Source organism: Brevibacillus sp. NPDC003359 (assembly GCF_042878995.1).
Classification (GTDB): domain Bacteria; phylum Bacillota; class Bacilli; order Brevibacillales; family Brevibacillaceae; genus Brevibacillus.
Genome location: NZ_JBIAOR010000001.1, coordinates 844,108 through 869,440, shown reverse-complemented (window position 1 = coordinate 869,440; position 25,333 = coordinate 844,108). Strand labels below are relative to the sequence as shown.

The 25,333-nt window shown below is 45.8% G+C and carries 24 protein-coding genes and 1 pseudogene; 3 read left to right on the top strand and 22 right to left on the bottom strand.

The features are described 5' to 3' along the window. Positions 1-630: 630 nt before the first annotated feature. From ACFYU8_RS03935 to ACFYU8_RS03915, 5 genes and pseudogenes are all read right to left on the bottom strand, one after another. Positions 631-1,611 (bottom strand): NADPH:quinone reductase, encoded by a 981-nt coding sequence (locus ACFYU8_RS03935; RefSeq protein ID WP_390295611.1) that lies wholly within the window; start codon positions 1,609-1,611, stop codon positions 631-633. 133 nt (positions 1,612-1,744) lie between these two features. After that, positions 1,745-2,398: a YczE/YyaS/YitT family protein gene (locus ACFYU8_RS03930; RefSeq protein WP_390295613.1), complete on the bottom strand. Its 654-nt coding sequence runs from the start codon at positions 2,396-2,398 to the stop codon at positions 1,745-1,747. A 164-nt stretch (positions 2,399-2,562) separates the two neighbouring features. After that, on the bottom strand, positions 2,563-3,105 hold the full coding sequence (locus tag ACFYU8_RS03925) for a hypothetical protein (RefSeq protein ID WP_391365696.1): 543 nt from the start codon (positions 3,103-3,105) through the stop codon (positions 2,563-2,565). A 15-nt stretch (positions 3,106-3,120) separates the two neighbouring features. Then, positions 3,121-3,930, bottom strand: a pseudogene (locus ACFYU8_RS03920) (D-alanyl-D-alanine carboxypeptidase family protein); the annotation flags it as partial. Between the two features lie 709 nt (positions 3,931-4,639). Beyond that, positions 4,640-4,981 carry a winged helix-turn-helix transcriptional regulator gene (locus tag ACFYU8_RS03915; RefSeq protein ID WP_390295615.1) on the bottom strand — a complete coding sequence of 114 codons (342 nt, stop codon included), beginning with the start codon at positions 4,979-4,981 and terminating at the stop codon, positions 4,640-4,642. 166 nt (positions 4,982-5,147) lie between these two features. On the opposite strand from ACFYU8_RS03915, the gene ACFYU8_RS03910 reads away from it, so the two are divergent. Next, positions 5,148-5,777 carry a flavin reductase family protein gene (locus ACFYU8_RS03910; protein WP_390295617.1) on the top strand — a complete coding sequence of 210 codons (630 nt, stop codon included), beginning with the start codon at positions 5,148-5,150 and terminating at the stop codon, positions 5,775-5,777. A 461-nt stretch (positions 5,778-6,238) separates the two neighbouring features. Here the strand turns inward: ACFYU8_RS03910 and ACFYU8_RS03905 are convergent, their stop codons facing one another. The 8 genes from ACFYU8_RS03905 to ACFYU8_RS03870 form a co-directional block, all read right to left on the bottom strand. Then, positions 6,239-6,805, bottom strand: a complete 567-nt coding sequence (locus ACFYU8_RS03905) for an SLOG family protein (protein WP_390295619.1) — start codon at positions 6,803-6,805, stop codon at positions 6,239-6,241. Between the two features lie 181 nt (positions 6,806-6,986). Then, on the bottom strand, positions 6,987-7,493 hold the full coding sequence (locus ACFYU8_RS03900; protein WP_390295622.1) for a DUF4358 domain-containing protein: 507 nt from the start codon (positions 7,491-7,493) through the stop codon (positions 6,987-6,989). A 25-nt stretch (positions 7,494-7,518) separates the two neighbouring features. Continuing rightward, positions 7,519-8,592 (bottom strand): DHHW family protein, encoded by a 1,074-nt coding sequence (locus ACFYU8_RS03895; RefSeq protein ID WP_390295624.1) that lies wholly within the window; start codon positions 8,590-8,592, stop codon positions 7,519-7,521. Positions 8,593-8,672: 80 nt separating this feature from the next. Then, complete coding sequence (locus tag ACFYU8_RS03890) at positions 8,673-10,079, bottom strand: MBOAT family O-acyltransferase (protein ID WP_390295626.1); 1,407 nt, start codon at positions 10,077-10,079, stop codon at positions 8,673-8,675. Between the two features lie 37 nt (positions 10,080-10,116). Beyond that, the gene (locus ACFYU8_RS03885) at positions 10,117-10,773 is read right to left on the bottom strand and encodes a GDSL-type esterase/lipase family protein (protein ID WP_390295628.1); all 657 of its coding nucleotides are present in this window, start codon (positions 10,771-10,773) and stop codon (positions 10,117-10,119) included. Positions 10,774-10,787: 14 nt separating this feature from the next. Then, complete coding sequence (locus ACFYU8_RS03880; RefSeq protein WP_390295631.1) at positions 10,788-11,453, bottom strand: N-acetylmuramoyl-L-alanine amidase family protein; 666 nt, start codon at positions 11,451-11,453, stop codon at positions 10,788-10,790. A 179-nt stretch (positions 11,454-11,632) separates the two neighbouring features. Continuing rightward, complete coding sequence (locus ACFYU8_RS03875) at positions 11,633-13,453, bottom strand: sensor histidine kinase (RefSeq protein ID WP_390295633.1); 1,821 nt, start codon at positions 13,451-13,453, stop codon at positions 11,633-11,635. Next, complete coding sequence (locus tag ACFYU8_RS03870) at positions 13,450-14,127, bottom strand: response regulator transcription factor (protein ID WP_390295635.1); 678 nt, start codon at positions 14,125-14,127, stop codon at positions 13,450-13,452. Before ACFYU8_RS03870 ends, ACFYU8_RS03875 begins: the two co-directional genes overlap by 4 nt. Positions 14,128-14,420: 293 nt before the next feature. On the opposite strand from ACFYU8_RS03870, the gene ACFYU8_RS03865 reads away from it, so the two are divergent. Beyond that, complete coding sequence (locus tag ACFYU8_RS03865) at positions 14,421-15,578, top strand: serine hydrolase domain-containing protein (protein ID WP_390295637.1); 1,158 nt, start codon at positions 14,421-14,423, stop codon at positions 15,576-15,578. A 123-nt stretch (positions 15,579-15,701) separates the two neighbouring features. Here ACFYU8_RS03865 and ACFYU8_RS03860 read toward each other — a convergent pair whose 3' ends face one another. The 9 genes from ACFYU8_RS03860 to ACFYU8_RS03820 form a co-directional block, all read right to left on the bottom strand. After that, positions 15,702-16,490 (bottom strand): 2-keto-4-pentenoate hydratase, encoded by a 789-nt coding sequence (locus ACFYU8_RS03860; RefSeq protein WP_390295639.1) that lies wholly within the window; start codon positions 16,488-16,490, stop codon positions 15,702-15,704. 12 nt (positions 16,491-16,502) lie between these two features. Next, positions 16,503-17,525: a 4-hydroxy-2-oxovalerate aldolase gene (gene dmpG / locus ACFYU8_RS03855; RefSeq protein ID WP_390295641.1), complete on the bottom strand. Its 1,023-nt coding sequence runs from the start codon at positions 17,523-17,525 to the stop codon at positions 16,503-16,505. Positions 17,526-17,550: 25 nt separating this feature from the next. Next, positions 17,551-18,438, bottom strand: coding sequence for an acetaldehyde dehydrogenase (acetylating) (locus ACFYU8_RS03850; protein ID WP_390295644.1), 888 nt, complete (start codon positions 18,436-18,438; stop codon positions 17,551-17,553). A gap of 22 nt (positions 18,439-18,460) precedes the next feature. After that, complete coding sequence (locus tag ACFYU8_RS03845; protein WP_390295646.1) at positions 18,461-19,246, bottom strand: 2-keto-4-pentenoate hydratase; 786 nt, start codon at positions 19,244-19,246, stop codon at positions 18,461-18,463. Positions 19,247-19,278: 32 nt separating this feature from the next. Further along, positions 19,279-20,745 (bottom strand): aldehyde dehydrogenase, encoded by a 1,467-nt coding sequence (locus ACFYU8_RS03840; RefSeq protein WP_390295649.1) that lies wholly within the window; start codon positions 20,743-20,745, stop codon positions 19,279-19,281. 10 nt (positions 20,746-20,755) lie between these two features. After that, positions 20,756-21,217 (bottom strand): RidA family protein, encoded by a 462-nt coding sequence (locus ACFYU8_RS03835; RefSeq protein WP_390295651.1) that lies wholly within the window; start codon positions 21,215-21,217, stop codon positions 20,756-20,758. After that, a complete protein-coding gene (locus ACFYU8_RS03830; protein WP_390295654.1) occupies positions 21,214-22,218 on the bottom strand; it encodes an amidohydrolase family protein in 1,005 nt (334 codons plus the stop codon). The genes ACFYU8_RS03835 and ACFYU8_RS03830 overlap by 4 nt, the downstream gene beginning before the upstream one ends. Next, entirely contained in the window at positions 22,209-22,745 is a 537-nt protein-coding gene (locus tag ACFYU8_RS03825) for a 3-hydroxyanthranilate 3,4-dioxygenase (RefSeq protein WP_390295657.1), read from the bottom strand. The genes ACFYU8_RS03830 and ACFYU8_RS03825 overlap by 10 nt, the downstream gene beginning before the upstream one ends. Positions 22,746-22,808: 63 nt before the next feature. Beyond that, positions 22,809-24,296, bottom strand: coding sequence for a 4-hydroxyphenylacetate 3-hydroxylase family protein (locus ACFYU8_RS03820; protein ID WP_390295660.1), 1,488 nt, complete (start codon positions 24,294-24,296; stop codon positions 22,809-22,811). A 351-nt stretch (positions 24,297-24,647) separates the two neighbouring features. On the opposite strand from ACFYU8_RS03820, the gene ACFYU8_RS03815 reads away from it, so the two are divergent. Further along, entirely contained in the window at positions 24,648-25,316 is a 669-nt protein-coding gene (locus ACFYU8_RS03815; RefSeq protein ID WP_390297290.1) for a Crp/Fnr family transcriptional regulator, read from the top strand. Positions 25,317-25,333 lie beyond the last annotated feature (17 nt).

Genomic DNA, 25,333 nt, shown 5'->3' with positions numbered 1-25,333 from the left:
ATGGAACTATTTGATAAAACTGAATCGTATTATGATCGTTTGTAAATTATCACGGAGGTGGAATTTATGAATGATTTGCTTTCTCGTTTGACACAGGTAATCGCTGTGGTACCACAGCAACTTAAGGCCTTGTCTGAAATTTGTCAGGTTGCACTATCTTTTCTATATATTTGATACTTGCTCTGCTAGACTGGCGATGATTTCCCGCAAATCTACGAAAAGAATAGAGAGACAGTTTCCCGCCTCTCCATCGTCCAAATTAATCCTAAGCAAACCTCTGCTCTTTCCAAGGGTCGCTATGGTTATCCCAAAGTAGCCCCGCACCGACAACTAAAACCTTTTGTTTTGTATGCATAAAATCCTCCATGATATACATTGCTCACGTTCTAAGACGAAGTCATGCTCATAAGCTTTTGAACTGTAAGAAACAGACGAAAAGAAGGCTAAGCGTAAGCATTCTCAACCCACTCGGGTGCATTCGTTTCAGCTGATCGATACTTTTTAAAGGCTTCGGGATCATATCGCTCCAACAATTGGAATCTTATGTCATGTCATATCATTTTGCCTAATAAAAAAGACACCCCGTTAGGTGTCTTGTGATTGTGTGGGTGCCGTTGTCTTGCCGTCTCCTTAATCGATGGAGAGAATGATCTTTCCGTGTGCTTTATGATTGATGAGTTGTTCATGTGCTTTTTTGGCATCCTCAAGCGCCAATACCTCTCCGATCTCCGGATGTAAAATCCCATTTTGCAGGAAGGCCTCAACAGCATGTAGACTCTCCTCGTACTCTTCGGGTAGCGCGTTCCAAAGAGCTAGTCCTAATATATCTGCTTCTTTCATCATCGCCAATCTCGGATTGATTTCAATACTGCCCCGATTCCCAACTACAACGACACGGCCGTAAGGTGCGAGTATCTTTAGATCAGTCTCCAAATTCACATTTGCCAAAAACTCGATGATTACATCGGGTCCTCTCTCTTGTGTCAAAGACATGATTTTATCCATGGAATCTTCCGTGATGTGATCGAGCACGTGTGTAGCTCCTGAAGCTTTCACCAAAGCTTTTCCTTCTTCTGTACTCGCCGTTCCGATCACGGTCGCTCCCAAGCCTTTTGCCATTTGAACAGCCAATAAACCAACACCGCCGCTTGCCCCGTGTATCAGAACGGTCTCACCTGGCTTGATTTTCACCCTATGAAATAATGCCCGGTAGGCAGTAAGTGCTGGAATGCCAAGAGACGCCCCAATTTCATAGGAAATTGTCTCCGGCAAGCGATGGACCGCTTTTGCATCACAAACTACCTTTTGCGCATACGTACCAGTATTCCGCTTTGCCAGTAGTGCGGCGACGAATACGCGATCTCCCACTTTGAGATGCGTTACTCCCTCACCTGTTGCATCAATCACACCGGCGCCATCAAATCCAGGGGTATATGGCAGCTCTGGAATATAAAAGGAGTACGTCCCAGTGCGAATATACGTTTCATTTGGATTTACACCTGCTGCATATAGTCTGACACGTACTTCATTAGGAGCTGGGATCGGTTCGTTTACTTCCGCGCACTGCAAGACCTCAGGTCCACCAAATTCTACTATTTGAATAGCTTTCATTTGTATTCCTCCCATTCAGACTAGGATGTAAAGGTCGATCACTTCTCACCAAATGGTTCCTATTCCTTTCATCAGGTTCTATCGATGTGTAAAACCACCACGCGATATGCCAGCGTGGTGGTCATACAGAAATCTATTCTACGAGATTGTTCACGGCTTCTTTTCCATACGGTTTTGCCATCATTCGTTCCCACAATGGGATAAACTGTTTGATTAATGGTCCAATCGCCAAAGCCGTCACCAGTGTCCCAACCGATACAGGACCTCCAAGTAAAAAACCAAACAATGTCACTGTGCATTCAATTCCGATTCTGACTTTGCCGATGCCCCAACCCATTCGTTCATGCAGGGCCAACATAAAGCTGTCGCGTGGTCCAGCCCCTAGACGTGGCGAGATGTACATTCCTGTACCGAAAGTATAGATGAGCAAGCCCGCGGCGAATAAAACGACTCGCCCCATGACTGTCTCTCCGATGGGAACCCATTTCAGCCACATGAATAAGTCGATAAACAGCCCGAAGAAGATCATGTTCAAAAACATGCCCACGGTAGGCTTTATTTTACCAATGACATAGGATGCGAAAATAATGCTCACACCCATGATTTGTGACCACATGCCGATAGTCAATCCAAATGTCTTTTGCAATCCGATATGCAGGGTATCCCACGGGGCAACACCTACATTGGCTTCGATCATTATGGCAATTCCAAATCCCATGACGGCCAATCCAAGCATAAACACACTATATCGAACGATAAGCGGATGAAACAACTGCTTCCTGTGCATGATTTTCCCCCTCATGGGGGTGTTCAACCCCCTCATTCATTGCCCTTTTCAGGTCCAATAAGGGGGAGATTGAGCGAATGCTACGCGTCCTTTTGTATCAACGACTGCCAAGACTTGACCAAGCATACGATCACCTACTTTCCTACCATGTAAATGATATGGGTTCATGAATTACCAATAGGGGGAAATGCTTCATGTATTCGTTTGCTCTGATTATCAATCAAGTCACGTGTTTTGTCTACAACGCAAACCATTGAATTCCAGCTACATATTATGCTGGTTTTGTCGAACTCAAAAAAACCGCTTATGACTTCCCATATAGAACGGAACAGTAGTCGAAACCAACCTGCCTTTTCCAACTCTTCCGCTGCTAGCACGTTAACCGTTTTCTCTTGGATCATATCCATTCCTTCTATTTGGTACATGTAAGTAATGGTCCCCGCCTTTGTTCCAGCAGGAAAAGGTGCAGTGACCTCTTCTGGCACGAAATTCGTCTGATAGGAAAGTTGAGAAGCATCAGTGCCTTTTGGAACAAGAAAAGAAACGGCTTGCTCAGTCAGCACCGGAACCTCTGTTTTTGTACCCATTTTGACTGGAACGCTCTCCATGCCTTTTGGCGTACTCTTAGCAGCTATCACTTGTTTGAGCTCAAAGTAATCAAAGCCATAGTCCAATACTTTTTTCGTCTCCGTGAATCGTTTAGACATCGATTTTGTTCCCATCACAACACTGATCAACCGCATTCCGTCACGCTCTGCGGTACCCGCAAAGCAATAACCAGCGCTGTCAGTAAAGCCCGTTTTCAATCCGTCTAAGCCCTCATAAGCGTATTGCTTATTTTTGGTATCCTTATTGGATTCCAACATCCAATTCGTGTTGACGAGAGGCTCTCTGTCTGACGCTCAGAACTGATAGGATGGCATGGTCGTAACCTCTAACATCTCTGGGTGATCCTGAATAATCGATTTCACCATTGTCGCGACGTCCATTGCGGACATCACGTTTTCCCCCTGTTTCTGGGGTCGGAATGGGATTGGCATATCTGTACGGTCAAGTCCAGATACATTGATGTAATACGATTGTTTCATTCCCAGTCGCTTGGCTTCCTCGTTCATCAATGTTACGAATTGCTGCTCAGATCCCGATGCATACTCCGCTAGGGCAACGGCAGCGTCATTCGCAGAATGAACGAGCATTGCCGTAAATAGCTCTTTTACCGTATGCCTCTCCCCACTCGCAAGGTAAACGCGAGAACCTATCGTTTTCGAAGCATTTTCCTTGACAGTTACAACATCGGTCCAAGAAATTTCTCCTTTTTTGACTTTATCCGCGATGATGTATCCGGTCATCATTTTTGTCATACTTGCTGGAGCATACGCTTGGTCTGCGTTTATAGACAATAAGACCTGACCGGTTACTGGTTCTACAAGCACTGCTGATCTGAGTTCTAGATTGAGTGATTGAATAGATGGTATTTTCGCAGCTTCAGCAAAAGTAGAAACAGGAACTACCAAAAGGCAAAGCAAAATCATGAAGCTTATGTAATAGTTTCTACCTTTTGCGTGTTTTTTTTTGATCGTATTGCTTCCTTCTTTGTTTTTTCTCAAAATAATCTCTCCTCTACCCTTCAGAACGCCTTTGTAGTCTGTGTTATCTAGCAGTCCGGCAAATAAGTGACCCGAAATATTAATAATACCCCTTTTCTTTCCTTACCGGAAAGTCAAAGGGGTAATTTCACGTCAAATTCAAATTTCTCTCGTATACTTGCTTTGATCCTTTACCAGACTATGCTCCTGTGGGAGCGATTCGTCTTTCCAGGCTTTTCCTAGACGGCCGACCGCATCAGCGTTTAAGCGATCAAGGTCTCTCTTATTCTTTCCTGATGCTTTCACTTAAACACTTAAACTTTTGCCTTTTCTTTGCTGGCATAAAAATGCACCTCTTAAAGTTTTCATCGATAACCGTAGGGTTTTTTCCAATGTCTATTCTAAGGGGTATATCATTTTTGGAGGTCACTTCATTCGAGACTACCGCTGTTTAATTACCGATCGCTCTCCGTTAGTTCAGCTAACTTCATCCACAATTGTAACCTGTGCATGCGTTTCTGCTAGCATCGATACACCGATCTCATAGAATTTTGTAACTCTACCTGTTCTTCTGGCCTTACTCCCGGAGGCAATGCTCCGGGGGTGGCATTGAATAGACGTCAGAGCAAGTGTCCCAAAGCGAATGCCACTGGCTTCAATCACTAGGGATATTTCGTAGTCCCCATTTGCACATTTCCTCGAGAATTGGCATCAAGGTTTTACCCTTTGGGGTTAAAGAATATTCCACCTTGGGCGGTGTTTGTCGGTACTCTTTTCGCATGATAACACTATTTTCTTCCAGTTCCTTCAATTGGGTGCTTAACACCTTGTGAGTAATCTCTGGTATACATCTTTTAAGTTCACCATAGCGTATAACCTTTTGGCATGCTAATTGATACATAATTTTCATTTTCCATTTGCCACCAATAATAGTTAAGGTATAGTCAAACGGAGTCAGGCTACTTTGTTTTTGTGTGGTTTTGGTTTGTTTGGTCATGATCCCTTTCCTTAAAGTAAGTACGCACTTTTGAGTACGTACTAGTTTTTAGTAGGTACGTGTTTATACTTAAAAATAGCTGAGGGGAAATATGTATGCAAGAAGTTTAATTTAAATATATATATCGAAATGACCGATGCCGGAAAGTATGGAAAGGATAATAATTATGCCAAGTTATGATGCAATCGAGTTTATTACGAGTGATTTAAGTGAGCAAGAAATGTATAAGTTGATGATTGGTTCAGTTGTACCGAGACCCATTGCGTGGGTTTCGTCCAAAAGCAAGGAAGGTGTACTTAATTTAGCTCCCTTTAGTTTTTTTACGATTGCTTCCCGCAACCCACCAACGCTACTGATATCCATTGGCCCAGGTGTAGGCGAGCGGGAAGGCACGGTTAAGGATACGCTGACGAATATTCGGGAAGTCGGTGAGTTTGTCATTAATATGGTCTCTGAGCCTCTAGGTGAGGCGATGCAACGGTCGTCCGCAAATGTCGGGCCGAAAAAAAACGAATTTGAGCTTGCTGGAGTCACGACAAAGCCTTGCAAAAGTGTCGATGTGCCAGCCGTTCTAGAAGCCCCGATCGCTTTCGAGCTTAAGCTGGATCGGATTATTCCTGTCGGTGTGGATCATCTAGTACTTGGAATCGTGGAATGCGTACAGTTGAACCCAGCTTGCTATGCAGGAAACTACAAAATTGCAGTCGATAGTTGGAAGCCGTTAGCAAGCTTGGCCGGTGACTATGCCGGACTGACATCTACATTTTCGCTCGCTCATGCAGCTGTAAAAGAATAATAGACTTTAATCGCGATATGAATTTTCCGTTATTGTCCGATACTGTTCCGGTGCTAACTCGTCACTTCTTAAAAGTTTTTGAAACGTAGCTGTTTTATAAGCCATTGATCATGTACGGTCATCAATCTTGAAGAAGTGATAATCGATCGCAGTTTAGCCATGAAGCTACATCCGTTTTGGGATTGATTGAAGAGCTGGCCCTTTATATGCTGAGGGGGAGTGCAGTATCTGTTGTCTCGTCGCAAGTTGGTTTCAAGGCTTTTGAAAACTGTATTTTAGTGTCTGAGTTAGTTGATTGGACACTCTTATGATATGGTTCCATCAGGGTTACTAATTAGAGAACCAGGTCTTAGATAAATCATCCAAAGTAAGAAGCGATTTTCAATGGTTTTTGGTCGGCGATTTAGTCCCCAGCGACTATGCAAGAATAAAAACCAGCTTTTCATAGCTGGTTTCTTTGTTTAGAAGTAGTCATTGTATAATTCTTGCTGCTGTTCCTCTGCAATGGTCTGTAAGTCATATGCGTTAATTCGAATTAACTGATAATCGCCCATATCCGTTTTTTTTGCGGCGAGCTTACTTAGAAATTTCGGTGAGCCTTCGTTTTCTTCATCGTAAACTAACAAGATACCATCTGAATTGGATAGCAAGAATTTGTCTTTCTCTCCAAGCTGCCAAACTCCCTGGTAAGGTGTTTGATAGACACTATTGATATAGTCGGCTTGCGTCACAATATTTCGGTAGTAATCCTGGGTTTCTTCTTTCCACTTTTCCTCTTGATTCAAAAACGGAGTAATTACCGCCAGCTTTAGCTGTGGATAGTCCTTTTTCAATTCCAGAACAGTTTCGGCTGCCCACATTTCTACCCCGAGTTGACCTGATATGATGACCCATTCCAATTCTTCCTCAAGGAATCTTACGAGTTCCCGCTTCAGTGCTTTCTTAATAATTGCTAACCCCGGATTCTTTTCATTGAAAATGCCAAGCTCGTGAGCCTTGTATCCTGAAACAAATAAACGTTTTAACATGTTGCCACCTCTAGTTTAAAAGAACTCTAGCAGATAATAGATTTCTTTTCACTCGCTATCTATTCATTCGTGTTCCGTCTCATATTTTTCTCATATTATCATAAATTTGAATGACTCAGGATAAATCGGATGATTAGTTAGCAGAAATCTACATAAACAAGTGTTTCTCTAACGAGAGTCGTTATTGAAAAAACTCTTCAAAAGCGCGTTTAATTTGATCATTTTTTTCAGAGACCGCGAAGAGTATAAATTGGTCCTTCACCCTCCAAACATGCTTTTCCACGAGATGATATTCTATCGGGCGATAGTCTCTAAACTTTACGGTCTGCGCCTCAATTCGTTTCTGCACCTTCTCTTTGACAACATCGACCTGATTGATGTCTTTTACTTTCAGTACCAAGAGCTCATCTGCCTCCACATTAGATGAAGCCGTAAACAAGACGAAATCTTCCACCTCTTCAGGAGCAATCTGGTAGAGCTTTTGCAGTTTAGTAAAATCGCCTTGTTTCATTTCCTCCAGCTTCACGGTTTGCTGGATGTGTTCCCCCACCTCCGTCGCTGTATGAATCGAGGTATCTTCTTCTGTATTCGAACATCCAGTTATCCCGCCTAATAAGATTGTCCAAAAAAGTAACGGAACCAACCATTTCCAATAATTATTACCTCTGTTAGCAAGCAATCCTGCCATATTACTTGATCCCCTTTCATCTCGCCTATTCTGTTAAAGTCTGGATAGATGGATCTTCAAAAAACGTCTGGACATTGTATAGCAAAAGCATGTCGTGAATGTGCTGTTCCTGTATGAGTTTCTTGATATCCCCATCATAATATCTGAGATCAACGACATAGATTTCTTGAAAGTTATGCGTCAAAAAAGGAATCAAGCTGTTTGCGTAGGAGTCTTTGACCACCAGCAGTTTTCTGCCCTCCTGGTTTTCCGTACCTATTTTAATCAAGCCATAATTTCCGCCAAGAAAGACTGTATACTTATCCTTCGTCTCTAATTTCTCTCTCTCGTACAGAGAGTCCGACCGCCGCTGCTCATCAACATAAGTGACATCGTACGTCTCACTCTTCTTTGGCAAATAAAGATCTATGCTGTCTGGCCTCACATGCCTGTAACCGCTCTTGGAATACAAGGAACCATAAAAGCTATCTGTAACTGTTTCCATACGGAAATCTTCTTTTGTTTTTGGTTCAAATCCCATCTTCTTACCCAACTCCTGATAGGCATAGTAAGCGCCATGGGTCGTCCAATGATGGTCTGTTTTATAATAAATAGATTGATCCTGATTGGCGAAAAGTGCCGGATAGACATCTACGATACGAATCTGTTTACGTAAAGATTGATGCACTCTGTTTCTGTAAGCAAGCTCACCATGATCCGTAGCATACGTAGGGAGCTTGTCAGTCAGCACACTCTGAGCAGTAGGAACCAACATCACGTATTTTCGCAGATCGGGAGTCACTTCATCGAACGCATGGATCGCTCTGACCTTTGCCTTCAGATTATCCTCGGTAGGCGGGGTGAATTTTTGCAGCAAAAATCCATCCTTACCCAAATAAACCCCGTTGCTCTCCTTTTTCCCAACCATCCGTTCCGCCTCCGACTTTAACCCGATCCAAATATCCCTTCCCGCAAACTGGTCAGCAATGTATTTCTCTACATCGGAAGCAAACGTTCCCGACATCAGACTTCGAAAGGAAAAGTTCGCTCGTTGCTCCAAACTCCGATTTTCCGATTCTGAGAAAAGCTTATCTGGAGTCAAAAGGTTCCATGCCGTCATGCTCCCCAAAAAAACGATCAGCAGAATTGCGAGCATGTGTGAGTACGTAAAATTAGGTCTGTTCAGAAATACCACCTTCTTCAAAATCGAAAGTATAAGAAAGGATTGTACGTATCATTAACCAGGAAAGCTGTGGACAGCAGCAGAAAAATGACATGCATGGCAACAGCGGCAGCATTCCCCGCCAAATGAAATTTTTCTCTCACGTACGAAACAGCCTGCTTCGGAAATGGAGTCGCGCACACGGCCATCAGGAGCAAGAGAAGCCAATGAGTAGACAAGAAGTAAAGTGATTGCGTGTCAGTGACGTTATGCGAACCGAATCCAAACATGGTTTGGATGAATGTCCAGGCGTCAGAGATATGCTCCAATTCAAAGATGACCCATCCAACGATCACAATCAGAATCGTGTAAACATGCCCGACAAAGGCATGCGAGTTTTGCAGCCAGCGTAACAGTAGCCATTTTTCTAGCATAATAAACAGCCCGAAATACAAACCCCAGATAACAAAATTCCAACTTGCTCCGTGCCATAGCCCGGTGAGAAACCATACCACAAGCAAATTGATGAACTGGCGCAGTATGCCTGCCCGATTCCCCCCAAGGGGGATATACACATACTCCCGGAACCAGGTACCTAATGAAATATGCCATCTGCGCCAAAACTCCGTTATGCTTTTCGAGATGTAAGGGTACCTAAAGTTTTCCATAAAATCGAAGCCAAACATTTTACCAAGACCGCGCGCCATATCCGAATATCCGCTGAAGTCAAAATAAATCTGAAAGCTGAAGGCGATGATGCCAATCCATGCGGAAAGAACAGAGACTTCATCAGCAGGTACTGCTTTCACACTCGTCCACAACGTACCGATGTTGTTGGCGAGCAGCACTTTCTTGGCCAATCCTCTTATAAACAATTCCGCCCCTTCGCCAAATCGTTCCAACGTCACTTTTCGATAGGAAAGCTGGTGGGCAATATCGCCGTATTTCACGATAGGCCCGGCCACCAACTGGGGAAACATCGTCACATAGAGACCAAAGGACAGTATATTTTTTTGTACAGGCACCCGATCCCGGTACACATCTACGATATATGACATCGTTTGAAACGTATAAAAGGATATTCCCACTGGAAGTGGAAGGTCAGCCATTTGTACATTCAGGCCGAACCAATGATTGAGATTGTCCATGACAAACCCGCCGTATTTGAAAAATCCGAGAATGCCCAAGCTTCCGGTAAGCGAAGTAATAAACACCGTTCTGGCAATCCCTTTGCGGTGTCTAAACTTATCAATCAATCGTGCGTTTGCATAATCAAACACCGTTGAAAAAAGCATAAGGAAGATATACACAGGTTCCCCCCATGCATAGAACACCAGACTAGCGGCAAAGAGTACCACATTTTTTAGGATCGTTGGCACTATAAAATATAGCAATATCGTGATCGGCAGAAAGTAGTACAGAAAGATGAGACTGCTAAATACCAACTATCGTCACCTTCAGTCATGAATAGATTTTAGTATATTAGCTCACGTGGTCTTTCAAGAAGTCCAACAGCAACTCGTAATATTTTTCCTTAAAATGGATGCCGTCCTTATCGTACAGATCTTGATTGCTGACAAAGATCGGAGACAAATCGACGAACGCTACTTTTTTCTCAGTAGCAAGCACTTGTAATCCTTTGTTGTAATCGTTAATTTTTTGATAACGAGGCTCGATCTTTTCCGCTTCTACAGTAACCGGTGTGACCGATAACAAGGTTATTTTTGCTTCTGGAAGTCCTTTTTTGATGCTGTCAATTAATTTCGCGTAATGCTTATACGAGTATGTCAGGGGATCGTCTGTCGGCCATAGGATGTCATCTGATCCCAATTGAATAAAGACGTGCTTCGGATTTCTTTTTATCAGCTCACTAACATCCTCCAACGCGAATTCGGCTGTTTTGCCTGCACCTGCACTCACATTGGCTTTATCCAGGACATCATGGTAAGATAGCCCCTCCATAATCGAATCCCCTGCAAATACACTTGTTTGAAACATCTTTTTGTACGGAGCCTCCGTTGCACTGGAAACGGAACTACTCTCTTGTGGTACGGAGGGTGGTGTTGCTTGATTTCCGCACGCAGTAATTGATAATGCAATGATTCCTGTCAGTATCGTTACAAAAGTATTTTTTCTCATGGTATTACTTCCTTTCAAGTGTTTTCAGTTGTTCCCAGATAATCTTGTATACCCTCTATTACCGAAGCGGCAATACGATATTGAAAATCTTCTTCCAACAGTTTTTGTTCTTCCGACGGATTGGTTAGATAACCAACCTCAAGTAGTACTGCCGGCATTCTTGTATCCTTGACGACAAAAAAATCAGCTTTTTTTACACCCCGATCCTGAAAGCCGGTCGCATCCCTCACATGCTTCTGGATGCTCTCTGCAAGCAGAAGGGATTCCGGATGATAATAATACGTTTCTGTTCCCGAAACAGTAGGATCTGTATAGGTATTTCCGTGGAGAGAAATAAACAAGTCTGCCCCCAACTGATTTGCAAATTGCGGTCTTTCTCGCTCTATCGAAGATAAAAAGCGATCATCGCTTCTCGTCAGATACACCTGCATGCGCGAATCTTGCTCCGCTAACTCCTTTACCTTGCGTGCTAGCTGCAAAGTAAAATCCTTTTCGGCCCGACCACTAACACCCTCAGCGCCATGATCTTTGCCGCCATGCCCTGGATCGATGACAATCTTGTATTCGGACGAATCGACATGGCTATCATTGCTGTTCTCAGGATGGTTATACAAAAAACCAAACATAACCATGACAAATACGAGCAATGCCATAAAAATGAATTTCTTGTCACTGATCATTTACTGCCCTCTCTTTCTTACATTCAGCAAGGATTTCGTCTTCTTGCTTAGTAAGAGGATACTAGAGGGAGATAAAGATAAAGTGCAGAATAAATCGAAATGGATTAAAGAATACGTTAAAACGAAAAGAAAACAAAAAAGCACAGAAACGAGTTCTGCACTTGGGTAATAGACAATGTCTATGCTTCCTTATTTAGATAAAAGTAAAACATGACGCCTTCTTCCGTATTGTAAGCGCCGTATGGTACATCATGCATTTCCAAAATCTTTTTGGAGATCGCAAGACCGAGCCCGATTCCTCCTGTTGAACGGTGGCGGGAAGACTCCGCTCGATAGAATCGATCCCATATTTTCTTGAGATGTTCTTCCTGTATATGAGCCCCTTTGTTTTCGATACAAACTTTTACCATGTCCTTCTCTTCAATGCTCGAAATGATGATGGTTTCATGTTCAGGTGTATAACGAATGGCGTTTGTCAGGAAGTTGACGAGAACTTGCTCGATGCGTAGCTGGTTGGCCACTACGTTAACCGGAATAAAATCGGTATGCAAATGCAACTGTTTGCTTTCCATTTCAGATCGCAATTTCTCACAAATCTGTGTAATCACGGTATCTAGCGGAAACTGCTCCATCTTCATTTTGTACGTCCCGGATTCGTATTTCGCCAATTCCAGCATATCTACAATGAGCATGTCCATCTTTTTCACTTCATTTTCCATCGCTTCGAAATAATAATCCTTCTTATGGCTCGCCACCCCGTCTTTTAGGATCGACAGGCAGCTTTGGATCACGCTTAGCGGTGTCTTTAACTCATGCGATACCCCTGAGATGAATTCCTTTCTCGTATGTTCCAACTGTTTCTCTTTCTCGATATCCTGCTCAAGCTGCAGGATATGGGAATGTAGTCGGTCGGAAAGCTCATTAATATTGCGCGACAAATCGCCGATCTCATCTTTGGTCGTTACTGGAATTTTTTCCGAAAAATCAAGCCCTGCCATTTGCTGAGTCGTACGGTTGATGTGCAGTAGCGGCCGGGCAATCCAGCGGGAATAATAAAACGATGCCATCAGCACGAGCAACAGGGTGCCGATAATAATATAGAGATAGTAATTTTGTAGTACAACCGCAGCTTCATTCACAGGCTGTAGCGATGTCATCGCGAAAATGTAAGCGGGATTTCCGTTTCTGTCTTCGATCTGGTTCACGAATATTTTGTAATTCGTGTGGTTTTCTTCATAGTCCATGATTTGATTCGCATTCCCGGTATGATCATAGTCGCCATACAACAGATCGGCCTGGAAAGCTTTGATACGCTCCAGAAACAGGTAGTTCGTATAACGCGAACTTCCTGCGCCTTCCGGGATTCGTACTCCTGTAATCGTTCCGGTTGCCAAGATGCTGGGGTACTTTTCGCGGTATTGGAACGCACTTGGATATCGGGTGACTACCTCGTACTCTTTGCTCACCATCTGCCGATTTTCCAGGTGGTTTTCCTCCCGAAGATTAGCGAAGTTCCTCCCCATCCGCTGAATAACCAGCTGATTGTTCATTTTCAGACCTTCAACAGCGATTCGTTCCCCTTCTTTGATCCATGGAGTGATAAATGCGTTACTGAAAAATTCTTCCACTCTTATAAACTTATATAGCGGGATCTTTATCGCACGGCCAGAAAAGTCGGGATCGCCTTTCATAAGATCCAGCCTGACCTCCATGAAATAATCGTCAGCATTTTTCAAATTGCCCTGAGAATCGAGAGCCGCAATCCAAGTGTTATGCTTTTGATAAAACTCCTGCTCAAGCCTAGCAGCAGTCTGTGCATCTCCGGCATTTCTCAGATAATCCTCCTGAAAAGATTGGAGGGCTGTTTTTACATCCCCCTCCTTTTGGTGCACATAAAATTGTTTGAAAAACAAAGTTTGTCCAATAAAGATCACAGCTAAAATGAGCATGCATAATGAAGACGTTAATAGAAACAGCTTTAGAACAATTCCCTTTTTCATGGCAGTTCCTCGAATTTATAACCCGAACGAACGACTGTGGTAATACATGTTGATTTGTCCCCTAGTTTCGAGCGAAGATTACGAATGTGACTATTTACGGTTCGATCATCGCCCGCAAAATCATATCCCCATATTTTGGTGATCAATTGCTCCCTCGTGATGATCATTCCTTTATTCCTCATCAAGTAAGCTAACATTTCAAATTCAGTATGCGTTAAATCGGTCTTGCTCCCATCTACCGCAACTGTTCGGGATGGGAAATGGATCGTAATGCCGCTGTTCGACAACTCCTCATCTGCCAGTCCGGAAACATGCCGACTCTCCAACAGCCTTTTTGCTCGTGCCAATAATATAGGAGGGCTATATGGCTTGGTCACGTAATCATCTGCCCCCAGTCCAAACCCAAAGATCGTATCATCCTCATCGATGCGAGCTGTCAGCATGATAATCGGAACGTTGGATGACTTGCGAATGCGTTGGCAAACAGACCATCCGTCCAATTCAGGCAGCATGATGTCTAATAGGATTAAGTGTACTTCACTCGTCTGAAATAAGGATAGCGCTTCATTCCCATCCGATGCTTCTAACACTTCATAGCCTTCGTTTTCGAAATAATCCTTCAAGATTTCTCGCAATATATGCTCATCTTCAACGATCAAGATGGTTTTTGCCAATGGATGATACCCCCTTGTGATTTTACCCAGCTATACTATCACTTTTAAATAAGGATTGCTATTACCAGTAGTTAATGCGGAATTTACCCTATTATAGAAGCTATTTTGAACGTAAGGAATTTGTAAGGAATAGGTAAGAAAAAGGAAATTTTCATTGTGTATGATAAAAGTATAAAGAAGCGTGAAAGGCGGAACAGATATGACTTATATATGAAAAGCAAACCAGTAACAAGAGTGTTTCAGGAAAAGCAAGCAACCACCTAGACAATATGAATAGAAGAGAGGAATGCCTAATGAAAATACGTAGTCAAATTACATTTGCAAGTCTGGCTCTTTTAATATCTGGAAGTTCCCTCTTATACACAACACCGACCTCAATTGTAAAAGCAGAACCCACTCAAAATGTATCTAGTTCGTTACAAACAAGCACTCAACGAGATCGTAATTCCGTCAAGCAAGCAATGCGGGATATATTGCAACTGGGAATCCCAGGGATACTCGCTAAAACTTCCGAGGATGGAAAAACGTGGGGTTATGCCGCTGGGGTAGCGAATCTGAGCACCAAGAAACCAATGGAAACAGATTTTCGCTTTCGCATCGGCAGCGTGACGAAGACGTTTACCGCAACAGTTGTACTACAATTAGCTGGAGAGAACCAACTGAATCTAGACGACTCCATCGAAAAATGGTTGCCTGGTGTCGTTCAAGGAAACGGATATGATGGTAACCAGATTACTATCCGGCAGATATTGAACCATACAAGTGGTATCGCTGAATACTTAAGGTCAAAAGACGCTGATATGATGAATACAAAACAAACATATACCGCTGAAGAATTAGTGAAGATTGGGCTTTCTCTGCCTCCAGACTTTGCCCCAGGACAAGGCTGGTCTTATTCAGACACAGGATACGTATTAATGGGTATCCTTATTGAAAAAGTAACCGGGAACAGCTATGCGGAAGAGATTGAAAATCGGATTATTGAACCACTTGAATTGTCGAATACATTCCTACCTGGCAATTCAAGCGTTATTCCAGGCACCAACCATGCCCGTGGATATGTCCAACCAGACGGAGCAAGTGAGCTAAAAGACGTTACTTATTATAACCCAAGTATAGCTAGTTCGGCTGGAGATATGATTTCTACTGCCGACGACTTAAACAAATTCTTCTCTTACTTACTCAGTGGCAAATTACTGAAAGAACAGCAATTAAAACAAATGCTTACTACAGTTCCTACAGGAAGTGCTGAAATCAGCGGATATGGTCTTGGAATCTATGAAACTAAGCTTCCAAATGGTGTCTCGATATGGGGACACACAGGTAGCATTCCAGGGTTTATTACTCTTGTTGGTGGTACACTTGGAGGCAAGCATACGTTGGCCGTCAATTTGAACAGTATGGGTAAAGCTAACTTTAAAAATATTTTACTTGCTGAATTTAGCAAGTAGGTAAAAAGGAAAACCGGATAAAATTATTGCTGATTTGAAAGTAAATCCTAATTGGGACGTAAAAAGAAGCCGAGAGAATACGGGATAACTCCCTGCATTCTTCTCGGCTTTTCGCCTTACTGCCTATCCCGTTTTCACCACAAACTCAATGCTTCCGAGGCCACCCCATTTGGCGCTTACGACATCCCCTTCCCGTAGCTGGTGGGAACCGGTAATGCCCCCGGACAAAATCAAATCTCCCTTGTGCAGCTTGCGGCCTTCCCGAGCGAGCATGTTCGCCAGCATCGCGACCGAGTGGGCTGGATGACCGAGAACTGCCGCACCAGCCCCCAAGTCTTTGAGCTCGCCATTGATCGAAAGAGTAACGCCTACCAAATCGAGGTCAAGTTCATCAGGCTTTCTCCACGTCGATCCGATAAACACACGGGAAGACGAAGTATTGTCGGCAATGACATCCGGCAAGGTAAACTGGAACTGCGCATACCTGCTGTCGATAATCTCCAGTGCTGGAACCACATAGTCTGTGGATGCCAGGACATGAGCCTCAGTTATGCCGGGTCCTTCCAAATCCTCACTCAAAACAAAGGCGATTTCCGCTTCCACCTTGGGATGAATCAATTCATTGATCGGAAGAATGCCGTCCTCGATATTCATATAGTCAAAAATGTAGCCCCGAATCGGTTCGTGAACATTCATCTGCTTCATTTTTGCCTGACTGGTCAAACCCATTTTAGAGGCAAAGATTCGATGTCCCTGCTCAAGCTTGAGGGAAACCAGCTCATTTTGAATACGATATCCATCTTCCACTGTCAGCTCGGGGTATTCAGCCGTCAGTTTCACGACCTCCTCCCTATTCAACTCCGCATCCACCAGCTTCTGAGCCAACCTTTTGTACAATGGTTCCGATAGCACGCTGATCACCCCCTATCTGATTTTGGTAGAGCTATTGTGTTGGGCGATTTCCGCTGCGACATCCACGATCATGTCTTCTTGTCCACCCACGGCCTTTCGTCTTCCCAGCTCGATCAAAATATCCCGGGAGTCGATGCCGAATTTCCTGGCTGCACGCTCGGCATGAAGCCGGAAGCTGGAATAGACACCCGCGTATCCGAGAACCAGAGCGTCTCTGGTAATTTCCTGTGGTACTTGAAGAATCGGCGACACGATTTCCTCTGCCAGGTCCATCATTTTGTAGAGATCGACGCCCGTCTGAATGCTCATTCGATCCAGTACAGCAAGGAGAACCTCGGTTTGTGTATTGCCCGCACCTGCACCCAAGCACCGAACACTGCCGTCAATCCAGGTGGCCCCCTCTTTAATGGCGACGAGCGTATTGGCCATAGCTAAAGACAAATTGTTGTGTGCATGGAAGCCAACAGGAATATTCAAACATTGCTTCAACGCCCGGACTCGTTCCCCTGCTTGATCAGGTAGCAGAGCGCCAGCAGAATCGACGATGTGCACGACATCTGCCCCATAGCTTTGCATGAGTCCAGCTTGCTCCGCCAGCTTTTCCGGAGCAGCCATATGCGACATCATCAAAAAGCCAACTGTTTTCAAGCCAAGCTCTTTAGCCCGATAAATATGCTGAGCTGAGACATCCGCTTCGGTCGCATGTGTGGCGATTCGTGCCATGCCTACCCCTAGCCCTGCAGCCGTCTTCAAATCTTTGATCGTGCCGATTCCCGGCAGCAGAAGAATTCCCACTTTCGCTTGTTTACAAACCGAAACGGCCGCCTCGATCAGCTCCAGTTCAGGGGTCCTGGACAGCCCATATTGCAGGGACGATCCGGCCAATCCATCTCCATGGGAGACTTCAATATACGGTACGTTCGCTTCATCTAATGCACGCGCCACCGCAACTACTTGCTCCACCGTAAACTGGTGATTGATCGCATGGCTCCCATCTCGAAGAGCTACCTCGGTGATCACAATGTCACGACTCATAGGCGGTTCCTCCTTTCATTCGTGGCTATATAACCGTGCCGATGCCGACAGCATGCTTGGCATATTCCTCTGCTACCTTCACCGCTGTCGCCGTCATGATATCCAGATTGCCTGAATAAGTAGGGAGGTAGTCGCCCGCGCCTTCCACTTCCAAAAAAACGGTGATTTTGTTTTCATCAAAGATCGGTTCTGAGCGCATGCGGTAACCAGGAACGTATGATTGAATATAGGCAACGGTCTGGTGGATAGCCTTCACGATCGCCTGTCGGTCCGCACCTTCCTCCACTACTGCATAGACCGTATCTCTCATCAGGATCGGCGGCTCCGCCGGATTCAGGATGATGATCGCCTTGCCTTTCTTCGCTCCGCCGATCGCTTCGATACCATGTGCGGTCGTCTCCGTAAATTCATCGATGTTGGAACGTGTGGCAGGACCCGCGCTTTTACTGGAAATAGTGGCCACGATCTCTGCGTAGCTGACGGGACTCACGCTCCCTATCGCATGAACGATTGGAATAGTAGCCTGGCCGCCGCATGTGATCAGATTGATGTTCTTTTCATTCCAATGCGCACCGAGATTCACAGATGGTACTACATAGGGCCCCACAGCAGCAGGTGTCAGATCGATGGCGAACTTTCCTGCCTCCCTGAGCGCATTGGCATGCCGAATATGTGCATTGGCTGAAGTAGCGTCAAAGACGATATCCGCAAGATCCGCGCCGCTCTCCAAAAACGGTTTCAACCCGCCGTCAAATACGTAGTATCCAGCTGCCTTTGCTCTACGCAGACCATCCGAATCAGGATCGATTCCAATCATGGACGTCAGTTCAAGAACTGGCGACCTTCCAAGCTTGATCATCAGGTCTGTCCCGATGTTCCCCGAGCCCAGTATTGCTACTTTTACTTTCTTCATACATGCCCTCCTTTCCTATTTTTCACTTGCCAAACCTGACTCCTACTGAACCAAGTCCAGCAATCCGTGTGTGAAATACATCGCCAGGCTTTGCTTCAACCGCTGCCGATAACGCACCGGACAAGATGATTTCTCCAGCTTTGAGTGTAATCCCTAATTCGTACAGCTTGTTCGCTAACCACGCCACACAGGATGCGGGATTGCCCAATGCGGCGGCACCAACACCGGTATTGACCAGCTCCTGATTTTTATAAAACGCCATTCCTACCAGAGGAAGATCCAGATCTTGCGGTTTCACGGGATGTCCACCCAGCACATAGAAGCCCGAGGATGCATTGTCCGCAACTGTGTCTTCTAGTTTGATTTGCCAGTTGGCTATACGGCTGTCCACGATTTCCAAAGCAGGCACTACATATTCCGTTGCCATCAAGACGTCATAGATGGTTACATGTGGCCCTTCCAGATCGCGCTTCAGCAGGAAGGCAATTTCTGCTTCTACCTTTGGCGAAAGGACATGCTTGAAAGGCAGTTCTCCGTTGTTTTCCACGACCATGTCGTCCAATAGATGTCCATAGTCTGGCTGTTCCACGCCAAGCAGTGTCTGCATGGCACGAGAGGTCAGGCCGATTTTCTTCCCTGAAATCCTCGCGCCTTCTTTCACTTTTCGCTCAATCGTCTTCAATTGAACGTGGTATGCCTCTATCTCGCTGATTTGCGGATCCAGTAAAGTGAGTGGTGCTACTCCCACCCCTTCACGACTCGCTGCCGCTAAATGATCGGCGAATCGCGTGATCTTTTCTATGTCCACAAGGCTCCCTCCTTGATTTGCTGTCCTTTTCGCTATAATCTCATTGTGACTGTCTTGACCTCGGAGTAGAATTCGAAGCTGTGGCGACCGCCTTCGCGGCCAATTCCGCTGTCCTTGGCACCGCCAAACGGAGTTCGCAAGTCACGCACATACCAGCAATTGATCCATAAAAGACCTGCCTTCACTCGATCAGCAACGCGATGCGCGCGACGCAGGTCGTTGGTCCAAACCACTCCTGCCAGGCCGTAAGCAGAATCATTGGCGATCCGAATAGCATCCTCTTCTGTACGGAATGGAATGATCACGATGACCGGACCGAAAATCTCTTCCTGCGCCACCCTCATTTTGTTGTCTACATCATAGAGAACGGTTGGTTCTAGGAAATTGCCGTCACCCAGACCACTGATCCGTTTTCCACCGTAACCGAGCTTGGCTCCTTCTTCCAGTCCGATCTGGATGTAGTGCTCCACCGTCTCCAAGTGACTGCGGGACACCAACGCTCCCATATCCGTCTCTGGTTCGAGAGGATTTCCCACCTTGATCCTTTGAACAGCCGCCACAAATTTGTCCAGAAACTGATCATATACGCTTTCTTGCACCAACAAACGCGATCCTGCCAGACAAATCTCGCCCTGGTTGCGGAATATCGCCTCGATCGAGCCTTTTACCGCTTCATCCAGATCGGCATCTTCAAATACGATATTGGCTGATTTGCCTCCTAATTCGAGCGATACCGGAATCAGTTGCGAAGCGGCATTCTGCATGACGGTCTTGCCGGTGTTAGATTCTCCCACAAAAGATATCCGGCGCACATGGGGATGCGTCGTCATCGCAGTCCCGACAGTCCCGCCCGGACCAGTGATGATGTTGAGCACGCCAGGAGGCAGACCTGCTTCATTGGCAATCTCTCCGAGCATCACTGCCGAGAGTGGCGTGTACGAGGCTGGCTTTACAACGATGGTATTTCCCGCCGCTAAAGCCGCCGATGCTTTCCAAGTCATCTGCATGAAGGGCAAATTCCATGGAATGATCAGACTTGTCACACCTGCCGGAGCATATTTGGCGTAGGACATAAAATGACGCATTTCATAATGCTCATGGACCATGTATTTGGCCATTTCGGCAAAGAAGCGCAAATTGGCTGCCGCTCTCGGAATATCGAAGCCCCGGCTTTCTTTGATCGGCTTGCCGACATCGAGCGTCTCCACCAAAGCGAGTTCATCCACACGCTCCATCACCAGGTCAGCCATTTTGCAGAGAATCTTGGCGCGCTCATCTACGGACATCTCACTCCAAACGCCTGACTCAAACGTACGCTGCGCCACGTCGATCGCCCTTTTTACATCCAGCACACTTGCATTGGCCACAGAAGCCAGCTTGAGGTTTGTCGCTGGGTTGATCGTATCGAAGGTTTCACCTGAAAGAGCGTCCACGTAATCTCCGTCTATGAATAGCTTGGCGTCTTTTCGTATCTGGTTTTCCTTGGCAGTCTGACTCATGGGAATCCTCCTAATTCTCGATTTCCAAGATCATCTCTACTTCTACGGCGTTATTTAGCGGGAGTTGGGCCATCCCTACAGCGGACCGCCCATGCCTACCTTTCTCGCCGAAAAGCTCCACCAACAAATCGGATGCCCCATTCATGACTTTAGGCTGATCGATGAAAGCTGGATCGCTGTTAACGAACCCGAGTATTTTGATCACTCTTTTGACTCTTCCCAGTTCCCCTAGTTCATGTTTGGCAACAGCCAGCAGATTGAGCATACACTGCCTGGCAGCCAGGTAACCTTCCTCTATCGTGACATCCTGTCCCAGCTTCCCTCGATATTCGTTTGTCCCTTGGCCTGCCAGAAAGAGGAGATTGCCCGCTTGGACACAACCGACATAATTACCGGCCGGCTGTCTCGGTTCGGGTAGGTCTAGACCCATAGCCTGTAGACGTTGTTCCGGTGTTTCAGTCTGATGCTTCACAGTCCGTTCATCTCCTTTATGTTCAGGAAGCGAAGCGCGTTTTCACCCAGCAACGCCCGCTTCTGTCCGTCATTCAGCTCCAAAGTATGATCGATGACTTCCCCGGGAGGTGTTTCACGAAGCAGGAAGGGATAATCCGATCCCATCATGATTCTATCTTCGCCAAAGCGCTTCATCATGTATTGGATGTTCAGTGGGTCGTACGTCAAGGAATCAAAGTAGAATTGTTTCGCGTACACACTAGGCGGTTGATCGGTCAGACGCAGATGCGGCCATACCTTCCAGCCTTGGTCCAGCCTGGGTAGAATATAAGGAAAAGAGCCGCCGCCATGGGCAAAGCAGATTTTCAGGCGCGGAAACTTCTCGATCACGCCTCCCAAGATAAGACTTGCTGCAGCAAGCGCTGTCTCGCTTGGCATCCCGACGGTGTACATCAGGTTGTGCCGCGGCATCCGATCTCTGCCCAGCGTCTCCCATGGATGTACGAAGAGTGGCACATCCCATGTCTGACACATTTCAAAAAAAGGAATCAGTCCCGGGTCGTCCAGATTGTTGCCATTTACGTTGGTACCGATTTCGATCCCTCTCAGGCCGAGCTCGTGCATGCAGCGATCCATTTCCCGAATGGCTGCCTCGGTATCTTGCAATGGAACTGTTCCCAATCCGATGAAATGATTCGGATGTTGGTTGACCGTCTCTGCGATAAAATCGTTTTGAATCCGCGCCATCACTTCCGCTTCGGCTGCCGGGGCCCAGTAGGAAAACGTGACCGGAATGGGTGACAATACCTGCATATCCACGCCTTCTTGCTGCATGTCATGAATCCGTTTTTGGGGATCCCACACCTGATCTGTCACTTCGCGAAATACTTTTCCCCCGACCAGAATATTTGCCCCGCATGTGCAAGTGCGGTGCAGAACTGGCCAGCGCTCTCCATGAAAGCGTTCAGCCAGGTTGGGAAGATCCTCTGGAATAATGTGGGTATGGAAATCTACTCGCATTTCCACTCACTCGCTTCCGGAGACATGACGTTCCCGCATTTTTTGCATGTACGCAGCTCCAGATTGCTGTTAAATCCTTCGATCGCCTCTTTTACCTGAACCTCTATGTTGGTCAGTTGAATCCGTACGCGATGCATTTCGTGGTCGCAGTTTTCGCAGAACCAAGCAAAGTCCTCTAGTTCTCCCTCATCTCTGTTGCGCTCAATCACGAGTCCGATCGTATCCGCGATCCGATGTGGGGAATGCGGGACATTCGCAGGAAGAAGGAACATTTCGCCTTCTCTTACCGTAATGATCTCACGCTTCCCATCCTGATTCATGATCTCTACGAAGCAATCACCCTTGAGCTGGTAAAAGACTTCCTCGGATGGATCAATGTGAAAATCCCGCCGCTTATTCGGCCCTCCCACTACCATGACCATTAGTTCTGCATCTTTCCAAATCACCTTGTTATTCACCGGTGGCTTGAGCTGATCCATGTGATCCTCGATAAACTTCCACAAATGGATAGGTGGCAATGTACTCATGCTCGATTCCCTCCCTGTTTTTTTAACTCCTAGCGATTATGTGAGATCGTTTCTCCTTCTTGTTTAAAGAATCTGCTCCGTCTGCGATGCCGATTTGGCAGCAAAAACGCTGAGTGCGTCATCCACCATCGTACATGCATGAAACTTCTTATAATTATTGTAAAAAATCGCTAATTTGCGCACCGGATCACCGGTATAGTACCGCTCGTATTGCAGCAAACGTTGTCCGAAGGCTTCCCCGCATAGGTCCCAAGCGAGCTTAAACAGGCGTACCCGATCTGTACCGGAGATACCCTCCCGTCCGGCATAAAACTTTTCCATATCCTCCACCAACTCGGGATGCTCCATATCACTGTCAGTCGGGGACATGAGCAATCCACCTGCTCCAATAATTTGAATGACTTCGATCGCCCGCGGGTACAGCTTCGGAAGCAGTCCGCGAATGGTTTCGAGCTGTACGTAACCCGGCATGAGCTCGCCCGACGGCAAGGTCTCGTATTCCAGCTCAGCTGTTCTCAGAAGTGCTCTGACCGATTCCAGCGATTGCGCCAACTCCCCGAGATTGTTTTGGACATTCGGATAGACGTCCACCCCGATGGAGTCTGCCAGCCGCATCGCAACTTCCGTGACAAATTGAAGCTTTAGCAGTCCCCTTACCCCTGTCTGGTGCGCCGGCTGCTGTCCGATGCCTGTCTTTGGATAAAGCAGGTTCGCCGCTTCTACGTTGTTATACAAGAACAAGCGCTCCCAAGGTACGAGTACGTCATTGAAGACAAGAACAGCATCCATTTCTTCGAAGCGCGATGCCAAAGGATGGTCATAAACGGAACGAATTCCATCCTGCATGGGCTCTCTACAAATTATGCGTAGGCCCGGTGTGTTAATCGGAATAGCAAATGCCAAGGCGTAACGCTCATCTCCTGGCTTGAACCCTGGGAACGAATAAATGATGACTTCATCCGTGATCGGCGCCAGCGTTGCCAGCATTTTCGCTCCTTTGACAATCAGCCCTTCCGGCGTCTCCTTTACTGCGCCCAAATGGGTGTACAAATCGTTTTGTTCATGGGAGGACTTGCTGCGGTCATTTTGCGGATTAATAATCGCATGCGTTAAAAATAGGTCTTGGTCGCGAACATACTTGTAATAATTTTTCACGTTTTCCGCCCACTGAGGATTGTACCTTTCCAAGAAAAACGCATTGCTGTATAGTGACGTCAAGACGACATTGAGAAAATCCGGCGTTCTTCCCATCAAGCCAAAAGTGGCTTCTGCATAAGCGTCGTATAACGCTCGTTTTGCCTGCAATTCCTCAGGGGTCTTTGCAACGAGAAAGGCGTTGTTCACACGCTCCCCGGTCTCCTGACAAATATGGGTAATCTTCTCCTGGTACTTCTCGTCATGCTGCATGTCATACAGTTTGGCTATTTCATGAATCGGCTGTCGAAAAACAGCTTCCTCACATACGTTTGTCACCTTTCTGCCTTGCAGCCAAATCTCCGGTTGTCGTGATCTCAAGCCCCGAATGTATTGGTCACCTGTACGGATTCCCACCCCAATTCCTCCCTGTTGTTTTTTGTTGATTGAGTCGTATTTGTTCTTAAATCGCATTATAATGTCCGTCTTTTCTGAAAAATGTAACCCACTTAACATCACGGCTGAAAAATATAAAATGGGTGAGAAAGTCGAACCGCTCCCCTGATTCATGGGCAACTGAGGATATGTAAACGAATTAACATCAATTCAGTTTTTCTTTCCGAGTGCACGTCATTTTCACGTTGAAATATTGGTAAGGAGCTTTTTAATTTCATATACTCAAGAGTAGTGAGTTCAGAAAATTAAGACTTGTTATTGGGTGGATGATTGGAAGAGGCAAGATGATGGATGAGGAAAGGAGCGGTGATGATGGTATCCACTTTTGAAACTGATTTGAAATGGGAAACCCTTTTAGAATACGGCACCCGTCAATTTGTGAAAGGAAAAACAGCGATCTATAAGCAAGAGACGATGGGAGAAGGTTTTTATTATCTTCATAAGGGATTAGTCAAGATTGTGACCTCTACCTTCAAAGGGAAAGACCGCCTGGTGAACATCGTAGTCCCTGGTCAAATCATGGGATTTCAAACGATGGATCAACAACCTCATTTCACCACGGCTATTGCTGTAAAGAATGCAGTCGTCTACCATTTCTCCTGTTTGCAATTCCTCGAAATGCTGAAGGTACGCCCTGAACTCTTGTCTCTTTTCACCCAAACAATCAATCAAAAAATGCGGATTCTTCTAACCGCCATCAACATGAAGGCACTGACTTCAGAAGAGCAAATCGCTCGTCTCCTGCTTAACATTTGCGAAGACTTTAAAAACCACGAAGTTCCCCTCACACAACAAGAGCTTGCTGAATGTGCTGGCCTCACCCGTATCACTGTCTACAAGATCCTAAAGGCATGGAAGGAACATGGCATCATTGAAATCAAAAACCGATCCTTTGTCGTCAAACGCCCAGATATGCTGAAGGCTCCACAACTCACAGCAACTCCCTTCCCTTCTATCGAGAAGCGCCGTAACATCCATTAAATGTGAAAGGTGGTCAC